This is a genomic window from Brevibacillus aydinogluensis (assembly GCF_961514395.1).
Taxonomy (GTDB): Bacteria; Bacillota; Bacilli; order Brevibacillales; family Brevibacillaceae; genus Brevibacillus; species Brevibacillus aydinogluensis.
Map to the genome: position 1 here is coordinate 1,316,638 of NZ_OY569118.1, position 26,702 is coordinate 1,343,339.

Annotated in this window: 25 protein-coding genes and 1 pseudogene; 25 read left to right on the top strand and 1 reads right to left on the bottom strand. The window is 57.5% G+C overall.

Annotated elements, in window-relative coordinates; translation table 11 throughout:
- Positions 1-25 precede the first annotated feature (25 nt).
- The 20 genes from rsmH to Q7F15_RS06580 all read left to right on the top strand — a co-directional run bounded on the left by rsmH (position 26) and on the right by Q7F15_RS06580 (position 21,291).
- Entirely contained in the window at positions 26-961 is a 936-nt protein-coding gene (gene rsmH, locus Q7F15_RS06485; protein WP_230077172.1) for a 16S rRNA (cytosine(1402)-N(4))-methyltransferase RsmH, read from the top strand.
- A gap of 37 nt (positions 962-998) precedes the next feature.
- A complete protein-coding gene (ftsL, locus tag Q7F15_RS06490; protein ID WP_230077171.1) occupies positions 999-1,478 on the top strand; it encodes a cell division protein FtsL in 480 nt (159 codons plus the stop codon).
- Between the two features lie 139 nt (positions 1,479-1,617).
- On the top strand, positions 1,618-3,984 hold the full coding sequence (locus Q7F15_RS06495; protein WP_212131835.1) for a penicillin-binding protein: 2,367 nt from the start codon (positions 1,618-1,620) through the stop codon (positions 3,982-3,984).
- A 68-nt stretch (positions 3,985-4,052) separates the two neighbouring features.
- Entirely contained in the window at positions 4,053-5,978 is a 1,926-nt protein-coding gene (locus tag Q7F15_RS06500; protein ID WP_230077169.1) for a stage V sporulation protein D, read from the top strand.
- 119 nt (positions 5,979-6,097) lie between these two features.
- Positions 6,098-7,576 (top strand): UDP-N-acetylmuramoyl-L-alanyl-D-glutamate--2,6-diaminopimelate ligase, encoded by a 1,479-nt coding sequence (locus Q7F15_RS06505; RefSeq protein WP_171564382.1) that lies wholly within the window; start codon positions 6,098-6,100, stop codon positions 7,574-7,576.
- Positions 7,577-7,619: 43 nt separating this feature from the next.
- The gene (gene mraY, locus Q7F15_RS06510) at positions 7,620-8,591 is read left to right on the top strand and encodes a phospho-N-acetylmuramoyl-pentapeptide-transferase (RefSeq protein ID WP_171564381.1); all 972 of its coding nucleotides are present in this window, start codon (positions 7,620-7,622) and stop codon (positions 8,589-8,591) included.
- Positions 8,588-9,952: a UDP-N-acetylmuramoyl-L-alanine--D-glutamate ligase gene (gene murD / locus Q7F15_RS06515; RefSeq protein WP_171564380.1), complete on the top strand. Its 1,365-nt coding sequence runs from the start codon at positions 8,588-8,590 to the stop codon at positions 9,950-9,952. Before mraY ends, murD begins: the two co-directional genes overlap by 4 nt.
- Positions 9,953-10,019: 67 nt before the next feature.
- The gene (spoVE, locus tag Q7F15_RS06520; RefSeq protein WP_171564379.1) at positions 10,020-11,108 is read left to right on the top strand and encodes a stage V sporulation protein E; all 1,089 of its coding nucleotides are present in this window, start codon (positions 10,020-10,022) and stop codon (positions 11,106-11,108) included.
- 16 nt (positions 11,109-11,124) lie between these two features.
- Positions 11,125-12,216: an undecaprenyldiphospho-muramoylpentapeptide beta-N-acetylglucosaminyltransferase gene (gene murG / locus Q7F15_RS06525; RefSeq protein WP_171564378.1), complete on the top strand. Its 1,092-nt coding sequence runs from the start codon at positions 11,125-11,127 to the stop codon at positions 12,214-12,216.
- 116 nt (positions 12,217-12,332) lie between these two features.
- Positions 12,333-13,238, top strand: coding sequence for a UDP-N-acetylmuramate dehydrogenase (gene murB / locus Q7F15_RS06530; RefSeq protein WP_171564377.1), 906 nt, complete (start codon positions 12,333-12,335; stop codon positions 13,236-13,238).
- 15 nt (positions 13,239-13,253) lie between these two features.
- Positions 13,254-14,510, top strand: coding sequence for a UDP-N-acetylglucosamine 1-carboxyvinyltransferase (gene murA / locus Q7F15_RS06535; protein WP_171564376.1), 1,257 nt, complete (start codon positions 13,254-13,256; stop codon positions 14,508-14,510).
- Positions 14,511-14,679: 169 nt separating this feature from the next.
- Positions 14,680-15,471 carry a cell division protein FtsQ/DivIB gene (locus Q7F15_RS06540; protein ID WP_171564375.1) on the top strand — a complete coding sequence of 264 codons (792 nt, stop codon included), beginning with the start codon at positions 14,680-14,682 and terminating at the stop codon, positions 15,469-15,471.
- Between the two features lie 33 nt (positions 15,472-15,504).
- On the top strand, positions 15,505-16,212 hold the full coding sequence (locus Q7F15_RS06545) for a DUF881 domain-containing protein (protein ID WP_171564374.1): 708 nt from the start codon (positions 15,505-15,507) through the stop codon (positions 16,210-16,212).
- Between the two features lie 17 nt (positions 16,213-16,229).
- Positions 16,230-16,979 (top strand): DUF881 domain-containing protein, encoded by a 750-nt coding sequence (locus Q7F15_RS06550; protein ID WP_171564373.1) that lies wholly within the window; start codon positions 16,230-16,232, stop codon positions 16,977-16,979.
- Position 16,980: 1 nt separating this feature from the next.
- A complete protein-coding gene (locus Q7F15_RS06555; RefSeq protein ID WP_171564372.1) occupies positions 16,981-17,328 on the top strand; it encodes a small basic family protein in 348 nt (115 codons plus the stop codon).
- Between the two features lie 139 nt (positions 17,329-17,467).
- Positions 17,468-18,718: a cell division protein FtsA gene (ftsA, locus tag Q7F15_RS06560; RefSeq protein ID WP_171564371.1), complete on the top strand. Its 1,251-nt coding sequence runs from the start codon at positions 17,468-17,470 to the stop codon at positions 18,716-18,718.
- Positions 18,719-18,870: 152 nt separating this feature from the next.
- A complete protein-coding gene (gene ftsZ / locus Q7F15_RS06565) occupies positions 18,871-20,016 on the top strand; it encodes a cell division protein FtsZ (RefSeq protein WP_171564370.1) in 1,146 nt (381 codons plus the stop codon).
- Positions 20,017-20,123: 107 nt separating this feature from the next.
- Positions 20,124-20,420, top strand: a complete 297-nt coding sequence (locus Q7F15_RS06570) for a helix-turn-helix domain-containing protein (protein WP_171566349.1) — start codon at positions 20,124-20,126, stop codon at positions 20,418-20,420.
- A gap of 17 nt (positions 20,421-20,437) precedes the next feature.
- Positions 20,438-20,950: an IS3 family transposase gene (locus Q7F15_RS06575; RefSeq protein WP_304415275.1), complete on the top strand. Its 513-nt coding sequence runs from the start codon at positions 20,438-20,440 to the stop codon at positions 20,948-20,950.
- A gap of 35 nt (positions 20,951-20,985) precedes the next feature.
- A complete protein-coding gene (locus Q7F15_RS06580; RefSeq protein WP_304415276.1) occupies positions 20,986-21,291 on the top strand; it encodes an IS3 family transposase in 306 nt (101 codons plus the stop codon).
- 116 nt (positions 21,292-21,407) lie between these two features.
- On the opposite strand, the gene Q7F15_RS06585 is transcribed toward Q7F15_RS06580, so the two are convergent.
- Positions 21,408-21,761: a YmaF family protein gene (locus Q7F15_RS06585; RefSeq protein ID WP_253264220.1), complete on the bottom strand. Its 354-nt coding sequence runs from the start codon at positions 21,759-21,761 to the stop codon at positions 21,408-21,410.
- Positions 21,762-22,105: 344 nt separating this feature from the next.
- On the opposite strand from Q7F15_RS06585, the gene Q7F15_RS06590 reads away from it, so the two are divergent.
- The 5 genes and pseudogenes from Q7F15_RS06590 to spoIIGA all read left to right on the top strand — a co-directional run bounded on the left by Q7F15_RS06590 (position 22,106) and on the right by spoIIGA (position 26,701).
- The gene (locus tag Q7F15_RS06590) at positions 22,106-23,110 is read left to right on the top strand and encodes an ABC transporter substrate-binding protein (protein WP_171564368.1); all 1,005 of its coding nucleotides are present in this window, start codon (positions 22,106-22,108) and stop codon (positions 23,108-23,110) included.
- Positions 23,110-24,147: a FecCD family ABC transporter permease gene (locus tag Q7F15_RS06595; RefSeq protein ID WP_171564367.1), complete on the top strand. Its 1,038-nt coding sequence runs from the start codon at positions 23,110-23,112 to the stop codon at positions 24,145-24,147. Before Q7F15_RS06590 ends, Q7F15_RS06595 begins: the two co-directional genes overlap by 1 nt.
- A 4-nt stretch (positions 24,148-24,151) precedes the next feature.
- Positions 24,152-24,930, top strand: a pseudogene (locus Q7F15_RS06600) (ABC transporter ATP-binding protein).
- Positions 24,931-24,973: 43 nt separating this feature from the next.
- Entirely contained in the window at positions 24,974-25,540 is a 567-nt protein-coding gene (gene cobU / locus Q7F15_RS06605) for a bifunctional adenosylcobinamide kinase/adenosylcobinamide-phosphate guanylyltransferase (protein WP_212131841.1), read from the top strand.
- Positions 25,541-25,741: 201 nt separating this feature from the next.
- Positions 25,742-26,701, top strand: coding sequence for a sigma-E processing peptidase SpoIIGA (gene spoIIGA / locus Q7F15_RS06610; RefSeq protein WP_171564364.1), 960 nt, complete (start codon positions 25,742-25,744; stop codon positions 26,699-26,701).
- Position 26,702: the final 1 nt, after the last annotated feature.

Sequence of the window (26,702 nt, forward strand, 5' to 3'; positions counted from 1 at the left end):
GCGTTTGAATCGGGAGTGACAACCTTTGTCGTTTCATCATGTGACCGTACTCAGGGAAGAAGCCGTAGACGGGCTGAATATCCGGCCGGATGGCGTCTATGTGGACTGTACGCTGGGCGGCGCGGGGCACAGCAGCTTGATCGCGTCCCGGTTGGGCGCAGGCGGACGCCTGATCGCCATTGACCAGGACGACTGGGCGCTGGACAACGCCCGCGAACGGCTGGCTCCCTACATGAATAAGGTGACGCTGGTCAAGAGCAATTTTCGCCGAATCCGTGACATTGCAAGCGATCTCGGTCTGGACGGTGTGGACGGCGTGCTGTTTGACCTGGGAGTCTCCTCCCCACAGTTGGACGAGGGGGAGCGCGGCTTCAGCTACAACGCCGATGCGCCGCTGGACATGCGGATGGATCAGGATGCACCGTTGACCGCCTACGACATCGTAAACGAGTGGGATGAGGAAGAGCTGGCCCGGATCATCTGGGAGTATGGTGAGGAAAAGTTTTCTCGGCGGATTGCCCGTCAAATCGTACAGCGGCGCCGGCATGCACCTGTGCGGACGACCGGGGAGCTGGTGGAGCTGATCAAGGAAGCGATTCCGGCGGCGGCCCGCCGGAGCGGCCCGCACCCGGCGAAACGCACGTTTCAGGCCATTCGGATCGCAGTCAACGACGAGCTGGATGCATTCCGCGAGGCGGTCGTGGACGCGATCGATCTGCTCCGTCCCCAGGGTAGAGTGAGCGTCATCACGTTTCATTCGCTGGAGGACCGGATCTGCAAGCAGGTATTTCAGGATTTTGCCAAAGGCTGCACTTGTCCGCCGTCGTTTCCCGTCTGCACGTGCGGGAACCAGGCGTCTGTCAAAATCATCACGAGAAAGCCGATTTTGCCTTCGGAAGCGGAATTGACGGCCAACCCGCGCGCCCGTTCGGCCAAGCTGCGGGTGGCGGAAAAACTGTAAGGCCCCGCGAGCCTGCACGCAAAGGAGGGAGACCGAGTTGAGCTACTACTACCGGGGAAATCTTGCGGTGGAACTGGAAAAGTCGCACACCGTGACCAAAACCAAGCGCACCATTCGCATCAAACCGTCCATTCCAACCAAGGAAAAGCTGCTGTACCTGCTGTTGATCTCGCTGATCGTGACGGGAGTGGGTCTGGTCGGCGTCCGTTACTCGCAAATTTCACAGTACAACTACGAAATCCAGCGCCTGAAAAAAGAGATCAAGGAGACGAAGGAGCAAAACGCCTCGCTGCTGCTGCAAGTCGAGCAGTTGAGCAACAGCGACCGGATTCTCAGAGAAGCGCAAAACATGGGGATGGTTTACAATCCGGAAGCGGTACACTTCATCGGTCAACCCAAGGGGAAATCCGCGTCACAGGGATCGGCGCAGACGAATCCGGCGAAAACTCCCAAGCAAAATCAAAATGACAACAATGCCAAGACGAAACAGCCCGCTCAGTCGAAAACGAATTCCTGACGGGAACTTGCGGATATTGCCGTAATCACAGGTTCAACATGCTGACATCAGCTTCACCGACAGGGATCGGAGAAGCTTTTCTTTTTTGCCGTCTCTGCACGGGGGCGGTCATCATCCGTCGAGTTGGAGGGAAGAGGGCATGGACACGAAACGACGCGTCAACTGGCGGATCCTGATTCTGGCGCTTTGCACCATCGTGCTGTTTTCCGGCCTGACGGTGCGACTCTGGTGGCTTCAGACCGTAGAAGCGGCAAAGCTCATGGACTACGCCAAAATCCAATGGGACGACATGGAAAAAACGCTGCAGCCCAAGCGGGGAGAGATTCTCGACCGCAACGGCGAGAAGCTGGCCTTCGAAGCCAAGGCGTACACGGTAAACGCCAGGCTGAAGCCCATGGACGACAAGGACCAGGATTACGTCAAAGACCCATACTACACGGCCACCAAACTGGCACCCATTTTGAACGCGCCGGTGGACAAACTGTATAAATACCTGACGAATCCTACCGCCAAAGTGGTGGAATTGGGACGCTGGGGCAACAAGATTACGGAAGAACAGCGCAACCGCATTCTCGAGCTGCAGCATCCGACGCTGCCAAACGGGCAGAAGGTGGAGGATAACCAGCTTCCCGGCATCACGCTGATCGAAACAACCCGCCGCTATTACCCCAACGGCAGCTTTGCCACCCACGTCCTCGGCTATGTGGACTACGAGGGCACGCCGCGCATGGGGATCGAACTGCAGTTGGACAAGGAGCTGCGCGGCGAAAAAGGTGAGATGCAGATTCTGACGGACAGGCTGGGGTATCAGCTCCCGGACGGGGAGCGCAAGTACAAACCGGCCAAGGACGGTCTCAACGTCTACCTGACGATCGACCGGACGATCCAGGGCTATGTGGAGCAGGCGCTGGAACAGGCGGAGCAGGAATTCAAGCCCAAGGCCATGACTGTGGTCGTAAGCGATCCCAACACGGGCGAAATCCTGGCCATGGGCAACCGGTCCCAGTTCAACCCCAACGAGTACTACAAGGGGATTTCCAACTACACCAACCACGCGGTCACGAGCATGTTTGAACCGGGCTCCACGTTCAAGATCATCACGTTGGCGGCCTCCATCGAAGAGGGGTTGTTCAACCCGAATGAGACCTACCAGTCGGGTACATACACGAAAATTCCCGGTCCGGCGATTCGCGACCACAACAACGGGGTCGGCTGGGGCAGGATCACCTTTCTCAAAGGCGTGCAGCGCTCCAGCAACGTCGCCTTCGTCATCCTGGGGTACGACCGGCTGAAGCAGGACCGGCTGAAAAAGTACTTCAAGGACTTCGGGATGGGCCAGCTTACCGGAATCGAGCTGCCCTACGAAAAGGCCGGCAACCTGAACAACCTGGATAATCCGCGTTCGCCACGCGATATCGCCGTTACCACGTTTGGCCAAGGGGTGACCGTGACGGCGATCCAGCAGGTGATGGCGGTAGGAGCGATTGCCAACGGCGGCGAGCTTTTGAAACCGCACATCGTCAAGGAAATGCGCGATCCCAATACCGGTGAGGTGGTCAAGCGCAACGAGCGGGAAGTGGTTCGCCGGGTGGTCAAGGAATCGACCGCCAAGCAGGTGCGTGACATACTGGAGACGGTGGTCACAGACGAAGAAGGTACGGGGAAAGCGTACAGGATCGACGGCTATCACGTTGCCGGCAAGACCGGGACGGCGCAGAAGTACAACCCGGAAAACGGTGAAGTCATGAAGGGCCACTACATCGTCTCTTTCATCGGTTTTGCGCCCAAGGACAATCCGCGTCTGCTCGTCTACGTGGTGGTGGATGACCCGCAGGTGGGCGAGTCGTATCAGACATGGGGCAGAAAGGTAGTGGCGCCGATCTTTACGTCCGTCATGGGGCGCAGCCTGCAGTACCTGCAGCTAAAACCCGACATGCAGCAGGTGCAGCAGGCGTCGTACAAGGCAAACACAGCCACATCCCAGAAGCCGGTTATGACCGACAAGGAAGTGACGGTGCCCAAGCTGGTCGGCATGTCCACGACGACCGCGCAACTTCGGGCCCAGCAGGAGCAGTTGAACGTGAACGTGGTCGGAACCGGCACAAAGATCGTCAGCCAGATTCCGGCCGCGAATGAGACAGTGCCCTCCGGCACCCGCGTGATCCTCGTGACGGATCGGGTCAAAGGGGCGAAAATGCCGGACTTTACCGGCAGGTCGCTGCGTGACGTAATGGAATTCGCCTCGCTGTTGAACATCCAGGTTGCGCAGGTCGGGACCGGTTTTGTCACCCAGCAAAGCATCAAGCCGGGCACCGTGCTCAATGGAGGCGAAAAGCTGCAGGTAACGCTTCAGCCTGCGTCCAAGCTGCCGCAGGCGTCTGACGAGACCAATCCGACGACAGGAGGCGCCCCTCCCGGCGCTACATCGGGATCCGAGACAACAGCGCAGGGTTCCGCGGAAGCGGGCACAGCAGGATCGGCGAATCAGCCGCCGTCAACACCGTAAGTTCTAACCCGTCCCCCCCGCGAATAGGGTAGGAAAGAGACAACCTACTCCGTGAGGGGGGACTCGCTTTGCGGGTATCCAATGTAACTGTGCGGCGCCGCATTTTTGTCGCCTTGGTGATCGGCATCGTCCTGTACACCGCACTGATCACCCGTCTCGGATACGTTCAACTGGTGCAGGGGCACTGGCTGCAGGACAAGGCGTTGAAGTTGTGGAACCGCAACATTCCGTTCGAAGCCAAGCGAGGGCGCATTCTCGACCGCAACGGCAACGAACTGGTCACCAACATCAGCGTTCCCTCGGTCATGGCGATTCCGGTGCAGCTGGAAGATGCGCGTGAGACGGCGCGGAAGCTGGCGGTCATACTGGAGCAGGACGAAGAAACGGTCTACCAGGGCATTACCAAACGAGCGATGATTAACCGCGTGCCGGGCGGACGGAAAATCTCTGCGGAGAAAGCCAAGCAGATTCAGGAGCTGAACCTGCCCGGCATCGAGGTGGTGGAAGACACCCAGCGATTCTATCCGCATGGTACGATGGCCGCCCATCTGCTCGGTTTTACCGGGATCGACAACCAGGGGCTGACCGGTCTGGAACGCTTGTACGACGACTATCTCAAAGGGCAGCCCGGTTACGTTTCGTACCTGGCCGACGCGCGGGGAAAGTCGATGCCCGGCGGAGGAGAGCAATATGTCGCACCAATCGACGGGATGGACATGTACCTGACCATCGACAGCACGATTCAGTCGTTTATCGAGCGGGAACTGGATCAGGCGATGGTGGCGTATCAGCCTGACGACGTGCTGGCGATAGCCATGAACCCGAAGACGGGCGAGATTCTCGGCATGGGCAGTCGCCCCACCTTTCAGCCTGACCGCTACCGGGACTACCCCGAAGAGGTGTACAACCGCAACCTGCCAATCTGGAAGACGTACGAGCCCGGTTCGACGTTTAAGATCGTGACCCTGGCCGCTGCGCTGAACGAAGGCGTGGTCAGCCTGGACGAAGGGTTTTACGATCCGGGTTACATCCTCGTCGCCGGCAAGCGGCTGCGCTGCTGGAAACGGCAGGGACACGGCCAGGAAACGATGCTGGAAGTGGTGGAAAACTCCTGCAACCCGGGGTTTGTGACGATGGGGCAGCGGCTGCAAAAGGAGCGGCTGTTTGACTACATCAAAAAGTTTGGCTTTGGACAAAAGACAGGCATTGATCTGATTGGTGAGGAAAACGGCCTATTGTTCAACTTGGACCGGGTGGGACCGGTGGAATTGGGCACCACGTCGTTCGGCCAGGGGGTGTCGGTCACGCCGATCCAGCAGATGGCCGCCGTGGCTGCGGCGATCAACGGCGGAAAGCTGATGAAGCCGTATGTAGCCAAAGAGTGGCGTGACAGCGTAACCCATGACGTGGTGGGCAGGGCGCTTCCCACCGAAGTGCGTCAGGTGATTACGCCGGAGACGTCCGCCAAGGTTCGCTACGCACTGGAGAGTGTCGTGGCGCGCGGAACGGGGAACAAGGCGTACATCGAGGGCTACCGCGTCGGCGGCAAGACCGGTACGGCCCAGAAGGTAAAAAACGGCAGGTACGTAAACGGGGAGTACATCGTCTCCTTTATCGGTTTCGCGCCGGCAGACGACCCGCAGATACTGGTCTACTTCGCCGTCGACAACCCCAAGGCGCTGGCCTTCGGGGGGCTGATCGCCGCGCCGAGCGTCAAAAACATCATCGAATCGTCCCTGCAGTACATGGGCGTGCCGAAACGAAAGGACGGCATCCCGCGGGAGTACAATCCCGCCCTCGGCCAGACGCGTTACGTGGAAGTGCCCAACATGGTGGGGCTTTCGATGCGGGAAATAGTCACTACGTACGACACGCTGCCGTTGGTCGTCTCCGGCAAGGGCACTCACGTCATCAGCCAGTCGCCTGCCCCGGGAGTCAAAATCGAGGAAGGATCAAAAATTCGTATCCATCTGGGTGACAAATCAGCCGATTAGCTATACAATGAGATTTCGGAAGCGGGGTGGGGAGGCTTGATCGAAAGCCTCACCCGCCGCGTTTTGTAGAAATCGCAACGCATTTGTCTATAATAGGGAGAGAATGGGGTGCCTGTTTTATGCTGTTACGAGATCTGCTTGCTCCTCTGTTGCCGGTGCAGGTAACGGGAGATGACAGCTTGGAGATTACAGGATTGACGGCAGACTCACGCAAAGTTCAGCCCGGCTGCTTGTTTGTCTGTCTGACAGGCTTCACCGTGGATGGTCATGCCTTCGCGGCACAGGCGGTGGAAAACGGAGCCGTCGCCGTGCTTGCGGAGCAGGATGTGGACGTGCCAGCGACCGTTGTCCGGGTGCCGGATACCCGCCGGGCAATGGCAATGCTGGCTGACCGTTTTTACGGGTCGCCTACGCGGGAATTGAAGCTGATCGGGGTGACCGGAACCAACGGCAAGACGACCACCACCCATCTGATTGACAAGATTTTGCGCGACCAGAACAAGCGCACGGGGCTGATTGGCACCATTCACATGCGGATCGGCGATGTCACCGAAGAGGTGAAAAACACCACGCCGGACGCGCTGGAACTGCAGCACGCGTTTCGCCGGATGCGCGACGTCGACACGGAATACGCGATCATCGAGGTGTCTTCCCACGCTCTGGAGCAGGGGCGCGTACGCGGCTGCGATGTACATACCGCAGTCTTTACCAACCTGACGCAGGATCATCTGGATTACCACGAGACGATGGAGAATTACCGTGACGCCAAGTCGCTCCTGTTCTCCCAACTGGGAAACAGCTACGATCCCGACAGGTTGAAAACGGCCGTGCTCAATGCCGACGACGAGGCGTCGAACCTGTACGCCAAAGTCACGCCCGCCCGGGTGATCACGTACGGCATCGACAATCCGGCCGACGTGCGGGCCGCCGAGATTGAGATCACCAGCCGCGGCACGTCGTTTACTGCCCACACCTTCGCCGGTTCCATCCGGCTCAATCTGAAGCTGATGGGCAAATTCAACGTCTACAACGCGTTGGCCGCCATTGCCGTCGCGCTGGCCGAAGGTGTGCCGCTTGATGAGATCAAGGCGAGCCTGGAAGCCGTGCCGGGCGTAAACGGCCGGTTTGAACCGGTCGACGCGGGCCAGCCGTTTGCCGTGCTGGTTGACTACTCGCATACGCCGGACAGCCTGGAAAACGCGCTGGCGACCGTCAAGGAGTTTGCCAAGGGACGGATTTTCTGTGTGGTCGGCTGCGGCGGAGACCGAGACAGGACAAAGCGCCCAATTATGGCGCGGATTGCAACAAAATACGCTGACCTGACCGTCTTAACGTCTGATAACCCTCGCTCCGAGGATCCGCAGGCGATCATTGACGACATGTTGGCGGGCCTCACGGAAGTGGCTGCGGAGCGATACGTCTCCATCGTGGACAGAAGGGAAGCGATCCGCTACGCCGTGGCGCAGGCCAAGCAGGATGACGTCATCCTGATCGCCGGAAAGGGACACGAAACCTATCAAATCATCAAGGGACAGGTGCTGCCGTTTGACGACCGTGAAGTGGCCCGGGAGGCCATCGCCGAACGGCGGAACGAATAGAGGCACGCGTCCGTGAATAGCATCAGAGAAAGGAGGGTCGGGCATGTTCGCTGACAATGTACTACTCGTCACGATCGTCGCCGCGTTTCTCATTGCCGTACTAATCGGTCCCCTGTTCATCCCCGTGCTGCGCCGCCTGAAATTCGGGCAGGCGATCCGGGAGGAAGGGCCGCAATCTCACCAAAAAAAGGCAGGAACTCCCACCATGGGTGGGACAATCATCCTGATGGCACTTATTTTTACCGTGCTGAAGTTTGCCAACATCAATGCAGAAATCCTGTTTTTGATGCTGGTGACACTTGGCTACGGATTGATCGGATTTTTGGATGACTACATCAAAATCATCCGGAAGCGGAATCTCGGCCTGACGGCCAAGCAGAAATTTACCGGCCAACTCCTTCTGGCCGTCGGCGCGTATTACCTATTAGTGCAAATGGGACACGATACGACGCTGCACCTGCCGGGGACACCGTGGAAGCTGGAGCTCGGCCTCTTGTACTTCCCGTTTCTGCTGTTTCTCCTGGTAGGCACGACCAATGCCGTCAACATCACCGACGGTTTGGACGGCCTGCTCGCCGGGACGGGCGCGATCGCCTTCGGGGCGTACGCCATCATCGCCTGGATCAGCCAGGACTATGACACGGCCATCTTCAGCGCAGCCGTCGTCGGGGCTGTGCTCGGCTTTCTCGTCTTCAACGCGCATCCCGCCCGCGTCTTTATGGGGGACACCGGGTCGCTGGCACTCGGCGGTGCCCTGGCGGGAATCGCGATCATGACCAAGACAGAGCTGCTGTTGGCCGTCATCGGCGGCGTGTTTGTCGTCGAGACGCTCTCCGTCATTCTGCAGGTTGTCTCCTTTAAAACGAGAGGGAAGCGCATTTTCCGGATGAGTCCGCTTCACCATCACTTTGAACTGACCGGATGGTCGGAGTGGCGCGTTGTCGTCACCTTCTGGCTGGTGGGCATCATCTTTGCCGGATTGGGCGTGTACCTAGAGGTGGTGGCAATGCGATGAAACGTTATCACAATCAGCACGTAGTCGTGTTGGGCATGGCAAAAAGCGGTGTGGCAGTGGCAAAACTGCTGCACCGCTTTGGTGCGCATGTTGTCGTCAACGACAAGAAGCCGCGCGAGGAAACGGCTGGCGCCGACGAACTGGAAGCGCTCGGCATTCCGGTCATCTGCGGGCATCACCCCGATTACCTGATCCATGAAGGCGTGACCCTGGTGGTGAAAAACCCGGGCATCCCTTACGAAGCGGCGCCGGTGGCCAAAGCGCTGGCGCTCGGCATCCCGGTGGTGACGGAGGTGGAGCTGGCCTACCTCATCTCGCAGGCGCCGATCATCGGCATCACCGGCTCCAACGGCAAAACGACCACGACCACGCTGGTCGGTCTTATCCTCAAGGAAGCGGGCATGGATGCCCTGGTAGGAGGCAATATCGGCACGGTGCTGTGTTCGCTTGCGGAAACGGCCCGGCCCGACCAGCGCCTGGTGGCGGAATTGAGCAGCTTTCAACTGCTGGGGACGCAGGCGTTCAGGCCGCAAATCGGCGTGCTGCTCAACCTGTATCCGGCCCATCTCGACTACCATCACACAATGGACGAGTATTTGGCAGCCAAGCTGAAGCTGTTTGCCAACCAGACGGCTGACGACATCGCCATCCTGCCGTACGACCAGCCGGACGTGCTGGCCAAATGCGGGGAACTGAAGGCGGCCACCTACTACTTCAGCAAGTGGCAGTCGGTGCCGCAGGGCGTCTATGTGGACGGCGGTGACATCGTCTTCGTCGGGCCGCAGGGGGAGCGGGATGTGCTCATGGCTGTGGCCGATCTGTCCGTCGCCCATCTGGACAACGCCCTGGCAGCCGCGCTGGTGACCAGGCTGGCAGGCGCGGACAAGCAGTCCATCGCCAAGGTGCTCTCCACCTTTCCGGGCGTGGAGCACCGCATGGAGTACGTGGCGACGATTGACGGTGTCAAATACTACAACGACTCCAAGGCGACCAACCCGGAAGCGGCTTCGCGGGCGCTGCAGGCGCTGGACGAACCGATCGTCTGGATTTGCGGCGGACTGGATCGGGGCGTGGATTTTCGCGAGCTGGTGCCTGTCATCGGGCCGCGGGTAAAAGCGGTGGTCGCGCTCGGGCAGACTGCCCCGATTTTGCTGGAGCGGGCAAAAGAAGCAGGAATTAGCAGGCTCATCCATGTCGATACTGTGGAAAAAGCCGTCCTTGCCGCCAGCGGCGAGGCTGCGCCGGGCGACGTGGTGCTGCTCAGTCCGGCGTGCGCAAGCTGGGACATGTTCCCGTCGTTCGAAGTGCGGGGGAGCATGTTTAAGGACGCTGTGCATAGACTTAAAACAAGCCTAGCATAACGTCCGTCCCGTACAGCAGGAGTGCTGCATCAGCGAAGGACGGCGCGAGAAAGGATGACCTGTCACAATGAGCAAGTCCCGCTCCGCTCCCGACTTCGTAATTATTTTTGCAACACTTTTTTTATTGGGAATAGGCATCGTGATGGTGTACAGCGCCAGCGCGATCGTGGCGCAGAAGTTCAACGACCCGTTTTTCTTTGCCAAGCGGCAGTTGATTTTTGCCCTGCTGGGGATCACCTCCATGTACCTGACGATGAACATGGACTACTGGATCTGGAAGCGGTGGGCCAAAGTCGCGTTTTACGCCAGCATCGGCCTCTTGATCCTGGTGCTGGTCATCGGCATCGAGGTGAACGGCTCCAAGAGCTGGCTGGGCATCGGCGCGTTCGGGATTCAGCCGGGTGAATTCGCCAAGCTGGGAGTCGTCGCCTTTTTGGCCCGCTGGCTCTCCGACAATCAAAAGCTGATCGTGCAGTTTCGCAAAGGGCTGGTGCCCGCTCTGGCGATCCCGACCGTATGTTTCGCCCTGATCATGCTGCAGCCTGATCTGGGGACGGGTACCGTGCTGATGGGTACCGCGCTGGTGATGATTTTCGCCGCCGGGGCAAAGATCAGCCACTTCATCGGCTTGGGCGTGCTTGGCCTGGCCGGGTTTGTCGGACTGATTCTGTCCGCACCGTACCGGATCAAGCGGATCACCTCGTTCCTCGACCCATGGCAGGACCCGCTGAACACCGGGTACCAGATCATCCAGTCCCTGTACGCCATCGGTCCCGGCGGGCTGTTTGGCCTGGGGCTGGGGCAGAGCCGGCAGAAGCACTTCTACCTGCCGGAGCCCTACAACGACTTTATTTTCTCGGTGATTGCCGAGGAGCTTGGCTTTGTCGGCGGATCACTGGTGCTCCTGCTGTTCCTGTTGCTGTTGTGGCGGGGCATGCGCACGGCGATTACAGCGCCGGATCTGTTCGGCAGTCTGCTGGCGCTGGGCATCATCGGAATGATTGCGATCCAGGTGGTCATCAACGTCGGTGTGGTGACCGGCATGTTTCCGGTTACCGGAATCACCCTGCCGTTTTTAAGCTACGGCGGCTCGTCGCTGACGCTGATGCTGACCGGGGTCGGTGTGCTGTTAAACATTTCGCGTTTTTCCAGATAGAATAGAAGGTGATCGTATGCGTGTCGTCCTCACAGGTGGAGGCACAGGTGGACATATATACCCGGCGCTTGCGGTGGCGAAAGAAGTGTCCCGCCAGGAACCGCAGGCGGCCTTTTTGTATATCGGCAGCAAGCACGGCCTGGAGGCCCAGATTGTGCCGCGGGCCGGGATTCCGTTTGAATCGGTGGAAATTGTCGGCTTGAAGCGGAAGCTCACCCTGGACAACGTCAAGACCCTGTGGAAGTTTTTCCGCGCCGTCTCCGCGTCGAAACAGATGCTGCAGCGTTTTCGGCCGGACGTGGTCATCGGCACGGGAGGGTACGTCTGCGGCCCGGTGGTCTACGCGGCGGCCCGGCTGGGGATTCCCACCATCATCCACGAGCAAAACGTGGTGCCCGGCCTGACCAACAAATTTCTTACCCGGTTCGTCGACAAGGTGGCGGTGTCGTTTCCCGAGTCCCTGTCGTTTTTCCCCCGGTCAAAAAGCGTGCTGACCGGCAATCCCCGGGCGACGGAAGTGATGCACGGAGACGAGCGGGCGGGCCGTTCGTTTTTGGGCATCGGCGGGGACAAGCGTATCGTCCTCATGTTTGGCGGCAGCCGCGGGGCGAAAGCGATCAACGAAGCGGTGCTGTCCATCGTGCCGGAGTTGGAACAATTTGAAGATACCCACTTTGTCTACGTGACCGGCGAAGTTCACTACGAGGCAATTACCGCCGCTCTGCGGGAAAAGGGAGACCTGCCGCGCAACATTTCCCTCCTGCCGTTCGTCCACAATATGCCGGATGTTCTGGCGGCTACGCATGTGCTGGTCAGCCGGGCAGGCGCATCCACGTTGGCGGAAATCACTGCCTTGGGCATCCCCGCCATTCTCATCCCGTCCCCGTACGTGACCAACAACCATCAGGAGAAAAACGCACGCGGACTGGAGAAGGAGGGAGCGGCTGAAGTCATCCTGGAGCGGGAGCTGACCGGCGAGCGGCTGCGTCAGTCGCTAACCAGACTGTTGAGCGACCGGAAGCGCTGGGCGTCCATGCGGGAGGCCTCGCTCAAGTTGGGGATGCCGCAGGCGGCAACGGAAATCTATCGGTTGATGAAAAGCCTTTAGAGGCAAAAAACGGACGTCTGGGCGATTGTCACGCCGTTATGGGCGATCGCATAGGATGAAGCAAACACGTGATAAGACATAGGTCCGACCTAGCATGTGTATCAGGAGGTTCACAGATGAAACAAATCGCAGATGAGTTGAGGCAAGCAGGTATTGGAAAAGTGTGGACCAATGAACCTCTCGCCAACCATACGACGTGGCGGATCGGGGGTCCTGCTGACTTGTTAATCCAACCCAAGGATAAAGCATCCTTGCAGAAAGCCTTGCAAATCATCCATCGTCACGAAATTCCTTGGAGTGTTATTGGGCGCGGTTCCAACCTTCTGGTGAGGGACGGAGGGATTCGCGGAGCCGTGCTCAAGGTGGCTGAGGGCTTGAGTCACTGCGAGTTCAGGGGCGAAGAGGTGTGTGTGGGTGCCGGATATTCCATGATCCGCCTGGCGGTGGAGGCAGGCAAGATGGGGTTAACAGGCATGGAGTTTGCGGGAGGCATTCCTGGTACAGTAGGCGGAGCCGTCTACATGAATGCGGGGGCTCACGGATCTGATCTTTCACGTATTCTACTAGAAGCCGAGATACTCTTCGAAAATGGCGAGGTAAAGGTGTTGAGCAATGAAGAGCTGAGCTTCAGCTATCGTACGTCTCTTCTGCAAAAGCGCAAGGGAATCGTGCTTGAGGCGCGCTTCCGTCTGCGCAAGGGCGACCGCAAGGAGATTGCGGCCACACTGGCTGCGTACAAGGATCGCCGCCGGCAGACGCAGCCCCTGCAGATGCCGTGCGCCGGCAGCGTGTTCCGCAATCCGCCGGGAGATCACGCCGGACGGCTGATCGAAGCGGCCGGATTAAAAGGCTTTCAGATTGGAGGAGCTCAGGTCTCTGAGATACACGCCAACTTTATCGTCAATCGCGGAGGGGCCACGGCTGCCGACGTCCTCACCCTGATGGATCACATCAGATGTACGATCAAAGAAAAATTCGGCGTCGAGATGCATCCGGAAGTGTTGGTGGTGGGCGAGGGGTAACACGGAGGTGAAAGTTTGGAGACTTTTACGATCGATGGCGGAAGACCTCTGTCCGGCACGCTTCGGATCCAAGGAGCAAAGAACGCTGCCCTACCCATCCTTGCCGCATCCGTTTTGACGGAAGGGCAATTTTATATCTACGACGTTCCCCATCTCAAAGACATCGAGGTGATGTTGAAGATCCTGACGGCCTTGGGGGCCAAGGCGAAGCATGCGGACGGATGTGTTGATCTGGATACAACGTCTGTCTCTGTACCGCACGTGCCAGATGAGCTGATGGGCCAGATGCGTTCTTCCATATTTCTGGCGGGGCCGCTCCTCGCTCGCCTGGGCGAGGTAACCATATCCAGACCGGGCGGATGCGATATCGGGGAGCGCCGGATTGATCTGCACCTCGCGGGATTGTCCGCACTGGGTGCAAAAATCGAAGAAGCGGAAGGCTACATCACGTTTCGGGCGGAGCAGTTGCGCGGGACCAACATCTTTCTGTCCTTCCCCAGCGTGGGAGCGACGGAAAACATCATGATGGCGGCAGTGCTCGCCAAGGGGACGACGCGCATCTGCAACGCGGCGCGTGAACCGGAGATTGTTGACCTGCAGAATTTCCTGAACGCCATGGGAGCGCGGATTCGCGGCGCCGGCACCGATACGATCGAGATCACCGGCGTTACGCGTCTGCGTTCGGTCAGCTACCGGATCATTCCGGACCGGATTGTGACGGGCACCTTTCTGCTGGCGGCAGGTATCGCCCAGGGTCATATCGAGCTGACCAACACCATTCCCGAACACCTCACCGCCCTGATCGAGGTAGCCCGTAGCTGTGGTGTTGAAATCAAGACCCACCATGATATAATGGAAATCAAGAGTACGACTCGACCCCGCGCTTACGAACGGATCATCACCTCTCCCTTCCCGGGGTTTCCGACGGATTTGCAGGCGCAATTGATGGTGTTTTTGGCGCAGGCCAGGGGAACGAGCGTCATCAAGGAAACCATATTTGAGGGAAGGTTCAAACATGTAAACGAATTGGCGCGAATGGGCGCCTCCGTATACGTCGACCTGGGTTCTGCGATCATTCGCGGCGTCAACAAACTGACGGCTGCGAACGTGGAAGCAACCGATTTACGGGCAGGTGCCGCACTTGTGCTCGCCGGCTTGGCCGCGGAAGGCACCACAACGGTAACGCAGATTCATCACATCGACCGCGGGTACGAACGGCTGGAATTGCAGCTTCGCCAGCTTGGGGCAGAGATTACCCGCACGTCGACATAGTTCAGGTGGTTGTAGAGTGACAAGCGGCATAAGGATATGCCGCTTTCCCTGTTTTGTACGGTGTCAGATAATCCATGAACATCCATTTTTTGTGTAAACCATATGTACGCAGTCGCCGCGCATTTCATGTTCTTGCGCGTGCGACAGCTTATTGAGGAAGGGTAGGCTCATGGCGGTATACGAAGAACGCATTCCGCATGTCAAGGAACAGCGCCCCAAGCGCAGAGTCAACCGCAAGCTGGTGTTTCTGCTCGGCTTGTTTTTTCTGATCATCCTTGTCATCGTGTTTATTCGCTCACCATACAGCAAGGTTCAGCAGATTCAAGTGTACGGAAACGATATCTACCCTGCCGAGCAAGTTGTGAAGAACTCCGGTCTGGTCATCGGGATGCAGTTTCTCAACGTGTGGGAATCCGATGTGCGGACAAGCCTGAAGCCGCTGGAGGGAATCAAGGACGTGTCCGTCGAGCGTTCCTTTCCCGGCGTGATTCGACTGCATGTTGAGGAGTATCGGCGTGTGGCATTCTGGAACGGACCGGACGGCAGCCGTTATCCGCTGCTGGAAAACGGGCGGGTGCTCAAGCAGGTCAATTTTGCCAATCGCGTGGTGGACAGGCCGCTGATCAGCTCCTGGTCGGCACCGGAACTGCTCCCGCAGCTCGCGAAGGCGCTGGCCAAGTTGTCGCCGGGTGTGCTTGGTGAAATCTCCGACATCACGCTGACGCCCACGGCGTACGACAAGCAGCGCGTGACGCTCTACATGCGCGACGGCAACGAAGTGCGCAGCGTGCTGCACAAACTGGACTCCATGCTCAACTGGTATCCGACGATTGCCAAGGAACTGCCGCAGGGCGTCAAGGGAGTGCTCTCGCTGTTTGAGCAGCCGTGGTTTGTGCCGTACGGAACGCCGGATGCGCCCATCCCGCTGCAGTCCGGTGATACACAGCCTCCACAGTCGTAGTGTCTTAGTACTGTATAAAAGGGGAAGCAGCCAATGGGTCGTCACAAGTTTCAGTTGTATTTAACCATCGTCACGTTCTGTACCGGGTTTCTCATCGCCACTTCGATCGAAACGACCAAACTGCTGCGGACGGAACGCATGAACGACCAGCAGTTTCAGCAGGAGACACAGCTCAACGAGCGCATCCTGGCGGAGAAGGAGCAGAACCGCCAGCTTGAGGACCAGCTCTTGGACCTGCAGCGTCAGGTGGGCAAGGTGGAGGAGGCGATGGCTCAGCGCAAGTCGGAAGCGGCGGCGATTCTCAGCGAGTTGGAAGCGGCGCGGATGATGGCCGGCGTCGTGCCGGTCGAGGGACCGGGCGTCGTCGTGACGATGCAGGACAGTCAAAATGCGGCCAGCAGCGCTGATGTGACCAATTACATCGTCCACGAGCAGGATGTGCGCCTGGTGGTCAACGAACTGCGCGCTGCCGGAGCCGAAGCAATCAGCATCAACGGCCAGCGACTGGTCAGCAACTCGTCCATCCGCTGTGTCGGCCCCACGATCATCGTCAACGGCATCAAGTCAGCCGCTCCGTTCGTCATTACCGCCATTGGCGATCCGAACACGCTGGAAAGCGCACTTAATCTGCCGGGCGGCGTCCTCAGCACCTTGCGGGATTTCGTGCAGATCGAGGTGGCAAAAAAGGACAAGGTGGTCCTGCCTGCCTTTGTCGGTGACGCCAAAACCAAACACTCCTGACGGGGGAAGCATTTTCCATGTCGCAAAAAAACCGTAAAATCACGTTTATTCTCGCCTTTATTAGTGCTATCATAGGTGTTATGTTGACGGTACAGCTTCGCAGCAACCTGCATCCGGTGCAGAAGGAGTCCCGCAGCATCGCAGAACTGCGCACGACGCTGCAAAAAGAGCTAGAAAGACACAAGAATCTGCTGGCCGATATTTCCAAATACAATCAGCTCTACTATCAGTACGAGACGGCTCTCAACGAAAACGAAAGCATCTCCGTCATGAAGGAAGAGTTGGAACGCAACCGCCGCATGGCGGGCATGGTCAGCGTGGAGGGAGAAGGGATTGAGCTGCGTATCGTGGAAGCAGAGCAGCCGCCGGCCGATCCGGCGGTGGACATGTCCTCTCACGAAGCGGTTGCAGGCGGCTATACGGTCGACGACGAGGATTTGCGCTGGCTTGTCAACATCCTTTTTGCCAACGGCGCTCAAGCGGTTTCCATCAACGGACACCGTCTGATCGCCACAACGTCCATCCGCTTGGTCGGCGACGCCATTCAGGTCGACACGAAGACGATTCAGCCGCCGTATGAATTGAAGGCGCTGGGGGAGCCGGATGTGCTCCTGTCCGCCTTGAAGCTGGAGGGCGTGGAAGAGAATTTCAAGCTCGCCAACAAGACCATTGTGGCCGAGAAGCGGGACAAGCTTGTCATTCCCGCCAATCGTGAGCCGCACGTCATCCAATACATGAAACCTGTCAAAGAAAAAGGAGATTCGTAACATGTGGCTCCCGCTCGTCGGTTTGATTGTCGGCATCGCTGTCGGCTTGCTGCTGGATTGGCGCGTGCCGCAGGAATACTCTAGCTACCTCTCCATCGCCCTCCTGGCCGGATTGGACACGATTTTCGGCGGCATCCGCTCGTATCTGGAACGTACGTTCAACGTGCGCATCTTCATGTCCGGTTTCTTTTTCAACACGCTGTTTGCGGCCGGGCTGGCCTTTATGGGCGGTTTTCTCGGCATTGACCTGTACCTGGCAGCCATCGTTGCGTTTGGGGTCCGCTTGTTCAACAATCTGGCGGTCATCCGCCGGATCGTATTGTCTCGCTGGATCAACGAGCAGGAGTAGGGTGGTTCTTGGGAGGAAGGTCATATTTTTACAAAAATTCATGATGAAAAAAAGGGAATGGTAGTCCTGTGTGGAATAAATTACGCAGATGGATTCACTACTCGATGACGAAAGTCGTAGCAGGGGAGGTGTCACAGGTTTGGTAAGTAATGAACTTATCGTCAGCCTAGATATAGGAACGTCCAAAGTTCGCGTCATGATTGGCGAGGTCAACAACGGTTCCATCAACATCATCGGTGTCGGCCAGGCCCACTCCGAAGGAATCAAAAAGGGCGTGATCGTCGACATCGACCAAACCGTGCATGCCATCCGGGAAGCTGTTGACCATGCAGAACGCATGGTAGGAGTATCGATAGACGAAGTGTATGTCGGTATAACCGGGAACCACATTGAGCTGCATGAAACTCAAGGGGTTGTCGCTGTTTCCAGCGAGGACCGTGAAATACGAGAGGAAGACATTCAACGCGTCATTCAGGCAGCGAAAGTTGTTGCCATTCCGCCTGACCGAGAAATAATCGAGGTCGTACCGAATGAATACATCGTGGACGGACAAGGCAGCATCAAGGACCCGCGCGGCATGATCGGCGTCCGGCTGGAAATGGAAGGAACAATTGTAACCGGCCTGAAAACGGTCGTACATAACATTGTGCGCTGCGCCGAACGCACCAACCTGCGTGTGGCGGGAATTTTCCTGCAGCCGCTTGCTTCCAGCACCGTGGCGCTTTCCAAGGACGACAAGAACATGGGTGTCGTCCTCGTCGACATCGGTGCCGGTTCCACAACCATCGGTGTCTTCAAACATGGGAAACTGGCGGCCACCACCGTCATTGGCATCGGTGGAGACCATATCACCCATGACATTGCGCTTGGCCTGCGCACGCATACCGACGTGGCAGACCGCGTCAAGATGAAGCACGGCTGTGCCCTGATTGATGAAGCTTCCGACGACGTCACCTTTAAAGTGACCCGCATCGGCAGCGATGTGGAAAAACAGTTTACCCAGGTGGATCTGGCCACAATCATCGAACCGCGTGCGGCGGAGATTTTCAACCTCGTGGATGAGGCCGTGTACAAGCTGGGCTTTCGTGATCAAATCGCCGGCGGATACGTGCTTACGGGGGGGACCGTGGCGATGCCGGGCATGCTGGAGCTGGCCAAGGAAGAACTGGACGCGCCGGTTCGCATCGCCATCCCGGATTACATCGGGGTGCGGGACCCCGCCTATACCACCGGCGTGGGTCTGATTCAGTACGCCCTGCAGCAGTTGGAGCGGCGCAACGTAAACAACACCGCTCCGATTAAAGCGGTGCAGAAGCAGGCCGTTTCCAAGCCGAAGGAAGGCGGCGGCTTCATGGAGAAAGTGAAAAACTGGTTCAGCGAGTTTATCTAACCGACTGCAACCGCAAAACATTTTAAATCGGGCGAATCGGCAGAGGATTGACAATGTCCCGCTGCGGCCAACTAATACGGCCGTCTGCCGCATTCCCCGCAGGCTTCATCAGCCAAAGCTTTTCTCATGTTGAATTGGGGAGGACTAGCAAGATGCTGGAATTTGATATGGAGATGGAATCCTTTGCGCGAATTAAAGTAATCGGTTGCGGCGGTGGCGGAAGCAACGCGGTGAACCGTATGATTGCTGGCGGCGTCAAAGGAGTGGAATTCATCACCCTGAATACGGATGCGCAAGCGCTTCAACTGTCCAATGCAGAAATCAAACTGCAGATCGGGGAGAAGCTGACGCGCGGCCTGGGTGCCGGGGCCAACCCGGAAATCGGTAAAAAAGCGGCAGAAGAGAGCCGCGAGATGATCGAGAACGCCTTGCGCGGCGCAGACATGGTGTTTGTGACCGCAGGGATGGGCGGCGGTACCGGCACCGGTGCCGCTCCCGTCGTTGCTGAAATCGCGAAGGAACTTGGCGCATTGACTGTCGGCGTGGTTACCCGTCCGTTCTCGTTTGAAGGGCGCAAGCGTGCCATGCAGGGCGAAATGGGGATTGCCGCACTGAAGGAAAAAGTGGACACGCTGATCGTGATTCCAAACGACCGTTTGTTGGAAATCGTGGATAAAAACACACCGATGCTGGAAGCGTTCCGCGAGGCGGACAACATTTTGCGCCAAGGTGTGCAGGGCATTTCCGACCTGATCGCGGTGCCCGGTCTGATCAACCTGGACTTTGCCGACGTGAAGACGATCATGACCGAACGCGGCTCCGCCCTGATGGGCATCGGGGTGGGTAGCGGAGAAAATCGTGCGGCCGAGGCAGCTCGCCGTGCCATTTCCAGCCCGCTGCTGGAAACGTCAATCGATGGTGCTCGCGGCGTGCTGATGAACATTACGGGCGGTACCAATCTCAGCCTGTATGAGGTGAACGAAGCTGCCGACATCGTGTCGTCCGCTGCCGATCCGGACGTCAACATGATCTTCGGTGCCGTCATCAACGAGGAATTGAAGAACGAGATTGTCGTGACGGTTATCGCCACCGGTTTTGAAGACAACCAAAAACAGGCGGCTGCAGCCCGTCGTACGCAACAGCAGCCGATTGCGACCAACCGTCCGACGCCGATCTCCAATACCAATACGGTCCGCAGCAAGGAGGAGGAAGAAGAAAAATCGTTCTTCTCCATGAGCAATCTGGACAACCTGGACATCCCGGCGTTTCTGCGCAACCGCCGTCGCAACAAAAAATAGGGACGGACGTAAAAAAACCTTGTTCCTCTTGTAGAGTGCACCCCTTAAAGTAGACATTGGAAAAACCCCTTGGGATAACCGATGTTACTTTAAGGGGTGAATTTTTTATGGCTATCAAAGGTCAAAAGTTCAAGCATTATCCTTTGTCGTTGAAAATGGAGGCAATACGATTGCATGTAGAGGAGAAGTGGACATACAGACGTATCACTGAGCATTTAGGAATCCAGGATAAGGATCGAGTAAAAAAATGGATGCGGAAATACAAACAACTTGGGGAGTTCGGTCTTTTGGATCAGCGTGGACGACGTCCAGAGTACATCGATCAAGATCGACATGTGAAAAAATTGAAACGGGAGAACGAAATTCTAAAAAAGTGTTTGGAAATCTGGATGCGGGAGGTGTAAGAAAAAAGTATCGTGTGATGGAGAATGTGGCAGCATTGTACCCGATTACCGAACTCTCCAAACTTCTTGGTGTATCGAGGAGTGGGTATTATCGATATCTTGCACAGAAGGAGTGGGATAGAGACGGAGAACTGAAACAGCAGATTCAAACCATCTATGATGAACGAAAAGGAATATATGGGTATCGAAGAATTCAAGCGGAACTCCTTCGTCAATACGGCAAGGTTGTGAATCATAAGAAGGTGTTACGGCTCATGCAAATTCTTGGGCTGAAAGCCATTATTCGTGGCAAACGAGCGTATCGGAGCACGTATCGAGCGGCTGAATCAGATGGTCGTGTTGCCGAAAATTTGTTGAAGCGTGACTTCACAGCCGAGAAACCGAACCAGAAGTGGGTCACCGATGTTACCCAGTTTCGTGTAGGAGATCAACGTATCTTCTTATCTGCGATTAAAGACTTGTTTCACAACGAAATCGTGGCGCACCATGTGAGCTTACACAATGACAATGTCCTTGTCCTAGAGACCTAGAGACGTTTCGGAAAGCATTTGAAAAGCATAAGGACGTGACTGGACTGATCGTACACAGCGATCAAGGCTTCCAGTACACGTCCCATGCATACCACGACATGCTGCAAAAGGTTGGCGCCCGAATCAGCATGTCCCGAAGGGGCAATTGTTTAGACAATTCCCCTATGGAGAGTTTCTTCTCGCACTTAAAGGCAGAAGCTCTCTATCCTTATGATATTCGAAGTTTGGATGAGGCGCAAAGACGAATTGAGGAGTACATTCGTTTTTACAATGAGGAGCGTTTGCAAATCAAATTAAATAAGCTGACGCCAGTCGAGTACAGGCGTCAGCATGCGGCCTAACGGCCGGGGGTTTTTTAAGTGTCTACAAAATGGGGTCTTAACCACTTAGGGAACAAGGTTTTTTTGATTGTCTGCGCCGGACGGCAGACGGGTCAGTGGCAGCCTTCGTCGATGTGTCAGCGGTAGCCTTCGCTGGTGCGTCCCCGGTAAGAATGGATATGCCGATCGTTGAGCGTCGTTTCACCAGCAAATGTGTGATAATGGCCGCCGCCGGGAAGCGGAATGGGCGGACTGGTCCATCCGCGAAAATAGTGAACGTGACCGTCGTCAAACGAGGTGACGCCTTCGTAGTAGTGGACGTGACCCCTGCCCGGGACCGGGTAGGGCCCCGACGTTCGTCCCCGCACCTGGTGGCGATGACCGTGGTTGAAGCTGGTGCGGGTCGAATACGCATGAATGTGTCCCGGAGTGTCGGAGAAGCGAATGAAATCGACGGCATGGGTGTGCTGATCGGACCGTTTTTTTCGCAAGAGAATACCGCCTTTCAAAAGAATGACGTTTCTACATAACATGCCATCCGGGGAAATCTGGAAACGGTAGATGCCTATCGCATCACGACAAATTCTGCGAGAACGTACGGAATCTCGTCTCCGGGAGGGATCACGGCAGCTTTTCCCTTGCCGTGTATCTTCTTTTTTTGCCGCCTCAATGATATAATGACAGACGGGTTTGACGCATACCTATCGAATCGTATTCCGGCAGCGGGTGCTTGCTGACCCTTTGTTTCCCGGCGGATGCAAAGGGTTTTTTCGCTTTACGGTGGGCTGCCAGAAAGTTTTTATACATTTATACATATGGAAAGGAAGAGTGAACGATGAAACGATCCCTGTGGCTTGTAACGGGTGCGCTGGTCGTGGCGCTGCTTGGCGGCTGCGGCGGCAGCGGACCGACCACGGGCGGTTCGGACCAGGCGCCTGCGCCGGCGACGGTCGGCACAGATCAGAATACAGGCCAGAAAACGACTGCCGGCACCAAACAGACGAGTTATCCCCTCACGCTGAAAGATGCGACCGGCACCGCCTATACGTTTGCCAAGGCGCCGGAGCGGATTGTCTCCACGTCCCCGGCTGAAACGGAAATCTTGTTTGCATTGGGGTTGGGCGACCGTGTGGTGGCCGTCTCTGATTATGACGATTACCCGGAGGAAGCCAAAGCCAAGCCGAAAGTAGGGGGCATCGTCAATCCCAATGAGGAGGCGATCATTGCCCAGCAGCCCGACCTGGTGATTACGGGTATTTCCATGCAGGATCAAGTGGCGGAAAAACTGCGTTCGCTTGGCCTGGTCGTCTGGAAGACCAACCCCCGCACGACGGAGGACATCCTGAACAACATCCTGCTGTTCGGTCAGATTACCAACCGGCAGGAACAGGCGGAGACGCTCGTCGCACAGATGAAGGAAGACATCCAGCGGGTGAAAAACGCCGTGCAGGACGTCAAGCCGAACGAACGGAAGAAGGTGTATGTTGAATTCGCACCCGGTTGGACCGTCGGAAAGGGTGAATTCATGGACGAGCTGATCACACTGGCAGGAGGCGTAAACATCGCCAACGACATGGAAGGCTGGAACCCGATCAGCGAGGAGAAGGTGCTAAACGAAGACCCGGACGTGATCCTGTATGCGAGCGGCGTGACAGATGATAAAAGCGGCCAGACCCTGGAGCAGATCATCCGCAAGCGAAGCGGTTGGGACAAGATAACGGCCGTCCGCGATCAGCGGATCGTCGGTGTTGACCAGAATGTGCTGAACCGCCCGGGCCCCCGGATCACCCAAGGGCTGTATGAGGTGGCCAAAGCGATTTACCCGGATCGGGTGAAATGATGAGAACGCGATTGTTTCTCTGGGGAGGAGCAGGCTGCCTGCTCCTTTTCTTCTCGGTCGTAGTCAGCTTGTCACTGGGAGCGGCCCACCTGCCTATCTCCCAGGTGTGGGCTATCCTGCTTCATCAACTTCCAGTGATCGGGCAGCACGTCCCTGCCGACTGGCCGGCGTCGTCTGAGCAGATCGTGATGAAAGTGCGGTTTCCCCGAATCATGCTGGCTGTTCTCGTCGGGGCTTGTCTGTCGCTGGCCGGCGCCGGTTTCCAAGGCGTGCTGCGCAATCCGCTGGCCGATCCTTACACCCTGGGAGTGGCTTCGGGGTCTGCCGTCGGTGCCGCTTTCTTCATCTTGTTCGGCTTCCAGTTTGTCCTGCTCGGCCAATGGACCGTTCCCATCGCTGCTTTTCTGACCGGCCTGGTCAGTCTGTGGGCAGTCCTTAGGCTGGCCAACACGAACGGCATGTTTCACGTCGAAACCCTGCTGCTGTCGGGCGTCGTCATTCAGGCATTCCTGGGATCGCTGGTGTCGTTCATGGTCTCGCTCTCCGATCAGGTAGTGAACGAAATCGTCTTCTGGCTGATGGGCAGTCTGGCGTACCGGGGCTGGGCGTTTTCGTCCGTGCTGGTGCCCTACCTTGGTGGCGGACTGATTGTGCTGGCTGCTTACAGCCGAACGTTAAACCTGTTTGCACTGGGTGAAAGACAGGCCGCTCACCTGGGGGTTCATGTGGAACGGACAAAACTGGTGGTGCTGTGTGTGTCCGCCCTGCTGACCGCCGCCGCCGTTTCCATTGCCGGGGTCGTCGGCTTTGTCGGCTTGGTGGTGCCCCATCTGGTCCGCCTGCTGGTAGGCCCGGACTACCGCCTGCTGCTGCCGCTGTCGGTGATATACGGTGCCGCGTATGTGCTGTGGGCGGACACGCTGGCACGCACGATTCTGGCCCCGACGGAGATTCCGCTTGGGGTGGTCACCGCCTTTCTGGGCGCGCCGTTCTTTGCCTATTTGCTGAAGAAAAACAAACGGCTGGCGAGGAGGTAGACGGATGGTACGGGTTGACGGAGTGGGTAAGGCGTACGACGGCATGCCAATTCTGCGAGACGTTCATTTTTCCGTGGAAAGCGGGGAGTGTTTCGGCATCATCGGCCCCAACGGCAGCGGAAAATCCACTTTGTTGAAGCTTTTGTCCGGCGTCGAATCCCCCGATGAGGGGCACATCTGGCTGGATGGCCGACCGCTCGAAGCGTACTCGCGCAAGGAGCGGGCCCGCCGGATTGCCGTGCTGCAGCAGGAGCCCCTGCCGGCGGTCGGGTTTACCGTCAGGGACGTGGTGGAGATGGGGCGGTATCCGTATCAAAATTGGCTCGGGGAAGAGCGGGAGAACGCCGCTTCGCTGGTTGACGCAATCATCCGGATGCTCGGGTTGGGCGACCTCGAGCACCGCACGTTGGAATGGCTGAGCGGGGGGAGAAGCAGCGGGTGGCCTTGGCCAAGGCGATGGTCCAACAGCCCCGGCTTCTGCTCCTGGACGAGCCGACGACATACCTGGACATCGGCTATCAGGTGCAGCTCATGGATATGGTCCGCGCCTGGCAGAGACAGGAGGGTGTGACCGTAATCGCCGTCCTGCACGATCTGAATCTGGCATCGCTGTACTGCGACCGTCTCCTTTTGCTGCAAAAGGGGCAGCCGTGTCGGATCGGGGCCCCTCGGGAGATATTGCATGCCGATGTGATTCGGGAGGTGTACGGCACCCAGCCGATCGTGATTGAACACCCGGTGCGCCAATCGCCGCAAATCCTGCTGCAATCGGGATGCAGCTAGCAGTGTGTCGTCGGCGTGTCGGATACGAGAGGAGGAAATGGGCATGATCGTGCTGGTTACAGGCGGTGCGCGGAGCGGCAAGAGCACGTTTGCGGAAACGTACGCGGCCCGTCTCGGGGTACAAGGCGTGTACATCGCCACATCCCCCGTTTTTGACGAGGAACTGCGGGAGCGGGTACGCCGCCATCGTCAGCGCCGCGAGCAGTCGCCCTTTTCGTGGGAGACGCATGAGATACCGTACGACCTTGCCGGCTTTTTGCGCGGGCTCTCCTTTGAACCGGCGATCGGCTCGGGCGAGCGCGTGGTCCTGGTCGATTGCCTGACACTCTGGCTGTCCAATTGGCTCTTGAAATTTGAACAGGAGCAGCCGATGGAGCGTACGCTGGAAAAGGTGGACGAACTGGTGGACGTGCTGCGGTCGTTTCCGGGGACGATCATGCTGGTCTCCAACGAAGTGGGGTACGGCATCGTTCCCGACAATCCGCTTGGCAGGATGTTCCGGGATGCGGCCGGCATCATGAATCAGCGGGTGGCGGAAGCGAGCGACCAGGTGTTTCTGGTGACAGCAGGCATTCCGGTGGAGCTGAAATCGCGCGCCTTTCGCCCGTGACGATCAAAACAATAAAGGGCTGTCGTACACATCGTGACGACAGCCCTTTCGTTTTATTTTAGGGGTTGTGCCCCGCACGAAATTGCCCTCAGCCCCCGCCTGGTCCCTTCTACAAAAAATCCGAAAAAACACGGTCAAGAATTGACAGACTTTACATACACATTGATATATACTGTCTTTGCCGGGCGGGGGTGAAGGCAGATGATCGTCTATCTTGATATCATTTTACTCCTGAATGTGGCCATTGATACCTTGCTGCTCTGGTTTACGGCCTATTTTCGCAAAGAGCGGGTTATATGGTGGAGGATCCTGCTTGCTTCTCTGTTCGGGTCGATGTACCTGGCGTTTTTCTTTCTCCCTTCCTTCGCCTCGATGTACCAGTGGACCGTGAAGCTGTTGTTTTCCGTTCTCATGCTGTGGATCGCGTTTGGCAATCGAAGACTGCGAGCCTTTCTGCACAATCTCGCCATTTTCTACTTCGTGGCCTTCATCTTCGGCGGCGGGGTGTTTGGCCTGCAGTATTTCCTTGCCTCACACAACGAGATCTTGAACGGGTTGGTGACTCTCCACAGTGACGGCTTCGGTGTCGGGTTCAAACCGACGCTGGGCGTTCTCGCCATGGGGTTTTCCCTCGTCTTTGTCCTCAGCCGGAAGAGCTACCATGCCGTTCAAGAGCCGCGACGGATCGAGGCGTTCCTCGCCGAGGTGACGGTGACGATCGCAGGGGAAAGCGTCGTCTGTCGCGGACTGGTGGACACTGGCAACCAACTCCACGAACCGATTACCCGCCAGCCGGTGATGATTGTGGAGAGCGAACTGGTTGCCCATATCCTGCCGGCTTCGCTTCGTCAGCGGATCGGCAGCCCAACGGCATGGGAAAACCTGGACGGGGTCTTCGAGCAGGTGCCCGCCGAATGGCAGTCGCGGCTGCGGCTGATTCCCTACCGCAGCGTGTCCCGAGGGATGGATTTTCTGCTCGCCGTCAAGCCGGACGAAGTAATTGTCGTGCAAAATGGCGCCCGCTACCTTGCCAGGAAGGTGCTGATCGGTCTCAATCCGATCCCGTTGGCCGCCGACGGCCGGTATCAAGCCATCGTGCACCCCGCCATCATACAAAGCGATGACCAAAACCTAACTCCCTTACGCGAACAGGAGGGCTAGT

What these genes read in the sequence shown, in the direction of transcription:
- Q7F15_RS06495 (WP_212131835.1), top strand. Translation starts at nt 1,618, where the DNA reads ATGGACACGAAACGACGCGTCAACTGGCGGATCCTGATTCTGGCGCTT.
- Q7F15_RS06505 (WP_171564382.1), top strand. Translation starts at nt 6,098, where the DNA reads ATGCTGTTACGAGATCTGCTTGCTCCTCTGTTGCCGGTGCAGGTAACG.
- mraY (WP_171564381.1), top strand. Translation starts at nt 7,620, where the DNA reads ATGTTCGCTGACAATGTACTACTCGTCACGATCGTCGCCGCGTTTCTC.
- murD (WP_171564380.1), top strand. Translation starts at nt 8,588, where the DNA reads ATGAAACGTTATCACAATCAGCACGTAGTCGTGTTGGGCATGGCAAAA.
- spoVE (WP_171564379.1), top strand. Translation starts at nt 10,020, where the DNA reads ATGAGCAAGTCCCGCTCCGCTCCCGACTTCGTAATTATTTTTGCAACA.
- murG (WP_171564378.1), top strand. Translation starts at nt 11,125, where the DNA reads ATGCGTGTCGTCCTCACAGGTGGAGGCACAGGTGGACATATATACCCG.
- murB (WP_171564377.1), top strand. Translation starts at nt 12,333, where the DNA reads ATGAAACAAATCGCAGATGAGTTGAGGCAAGCAGGTATTGGAAAAGTG.
- Q7F15_RS06540 (WP_171564375.1), top strand. Translation starts at nt 14,680, where the DNA reads ATGGCGGTATACGAAGAACGCATTCCGCATGTCAAGGAACAGCGCCCC.
- Q7F15_RS06545 (WP_171564374.1), top strand. Translation starts at nt 15,505, where the DNA reads ATGGGTCGTCACAAGTTTCAGTTGTATTTAACCATCGTCACGTTCTGT.
- Q7F15_RS06550 (WP_171564373.1), top strand. Translation starts at nt 16,230, where the DNA reads ATGTCGCAAAAAAACCGTAAAATCACGTTTATTCTCGCCTTTATTAGT.
- Q7F15_RS06555 (WP_171564372.1), top strand. Translation starts at nt 16,981, where the DNA reads ATGTGGCTCCCGCTCGTCGGTTTGATTGTCGGCATCGCTGTCGGCTTG.
- ftsZ (WP_171564370.1), top strand. Translation starts at nt 18,871, where the DNA reads ATGCTGGAATTTGATATGGAGATGGAATCCTTTGCGCGAATTAAAGTA.
- Q7F15_RS06570 (WP_171566349.1), top strand. Translation starts at nt 20,124, where the DNA reads ATGGCTATCAAAGGTCAAAAGTTCAAGCATTATCCTTTGTCGTTGAAA.
- Q7F15_RS06575 (WP_304415275.1), top strand. Translation starts at nt 20,438, where the DNA reads ATGGAGAATGTGGCAGCATTGTACCCGATTACCGAACTCTCCAAACTT.
- Q7F15_RS06590 (WP_171564368.1), top strand. Translation starts at nt 22,106, where the DNA reads ATGAAACGATCCCTGTGGCTTGTAACGGGTGCGCTGGTCGTGGCGCTG.
- Q7F15_RS06595 (WP_171564367.1), top strand. Translation starts at nt 23,110, where the DNA reads ATGAGAACGCGATTGTTTCTCTGGGGAGGAGCAGGCTGCCTGCTCCTT.
- cobU (WP_212131841.1), top strand. Translation starts at nt 24,974, where the DNA reads ATGATCGTGCTGGTTACAGGCGGTGCGCGGAGCGGCAAGAGCACGTTT.
- spoIIGA (WP_171564364.1), top strand. Translation starts at nt 25,742, where the DNA reads ATGATCGTCTATCTTGATATCATTTTACTCCTGAATGTGGCCATTGAT.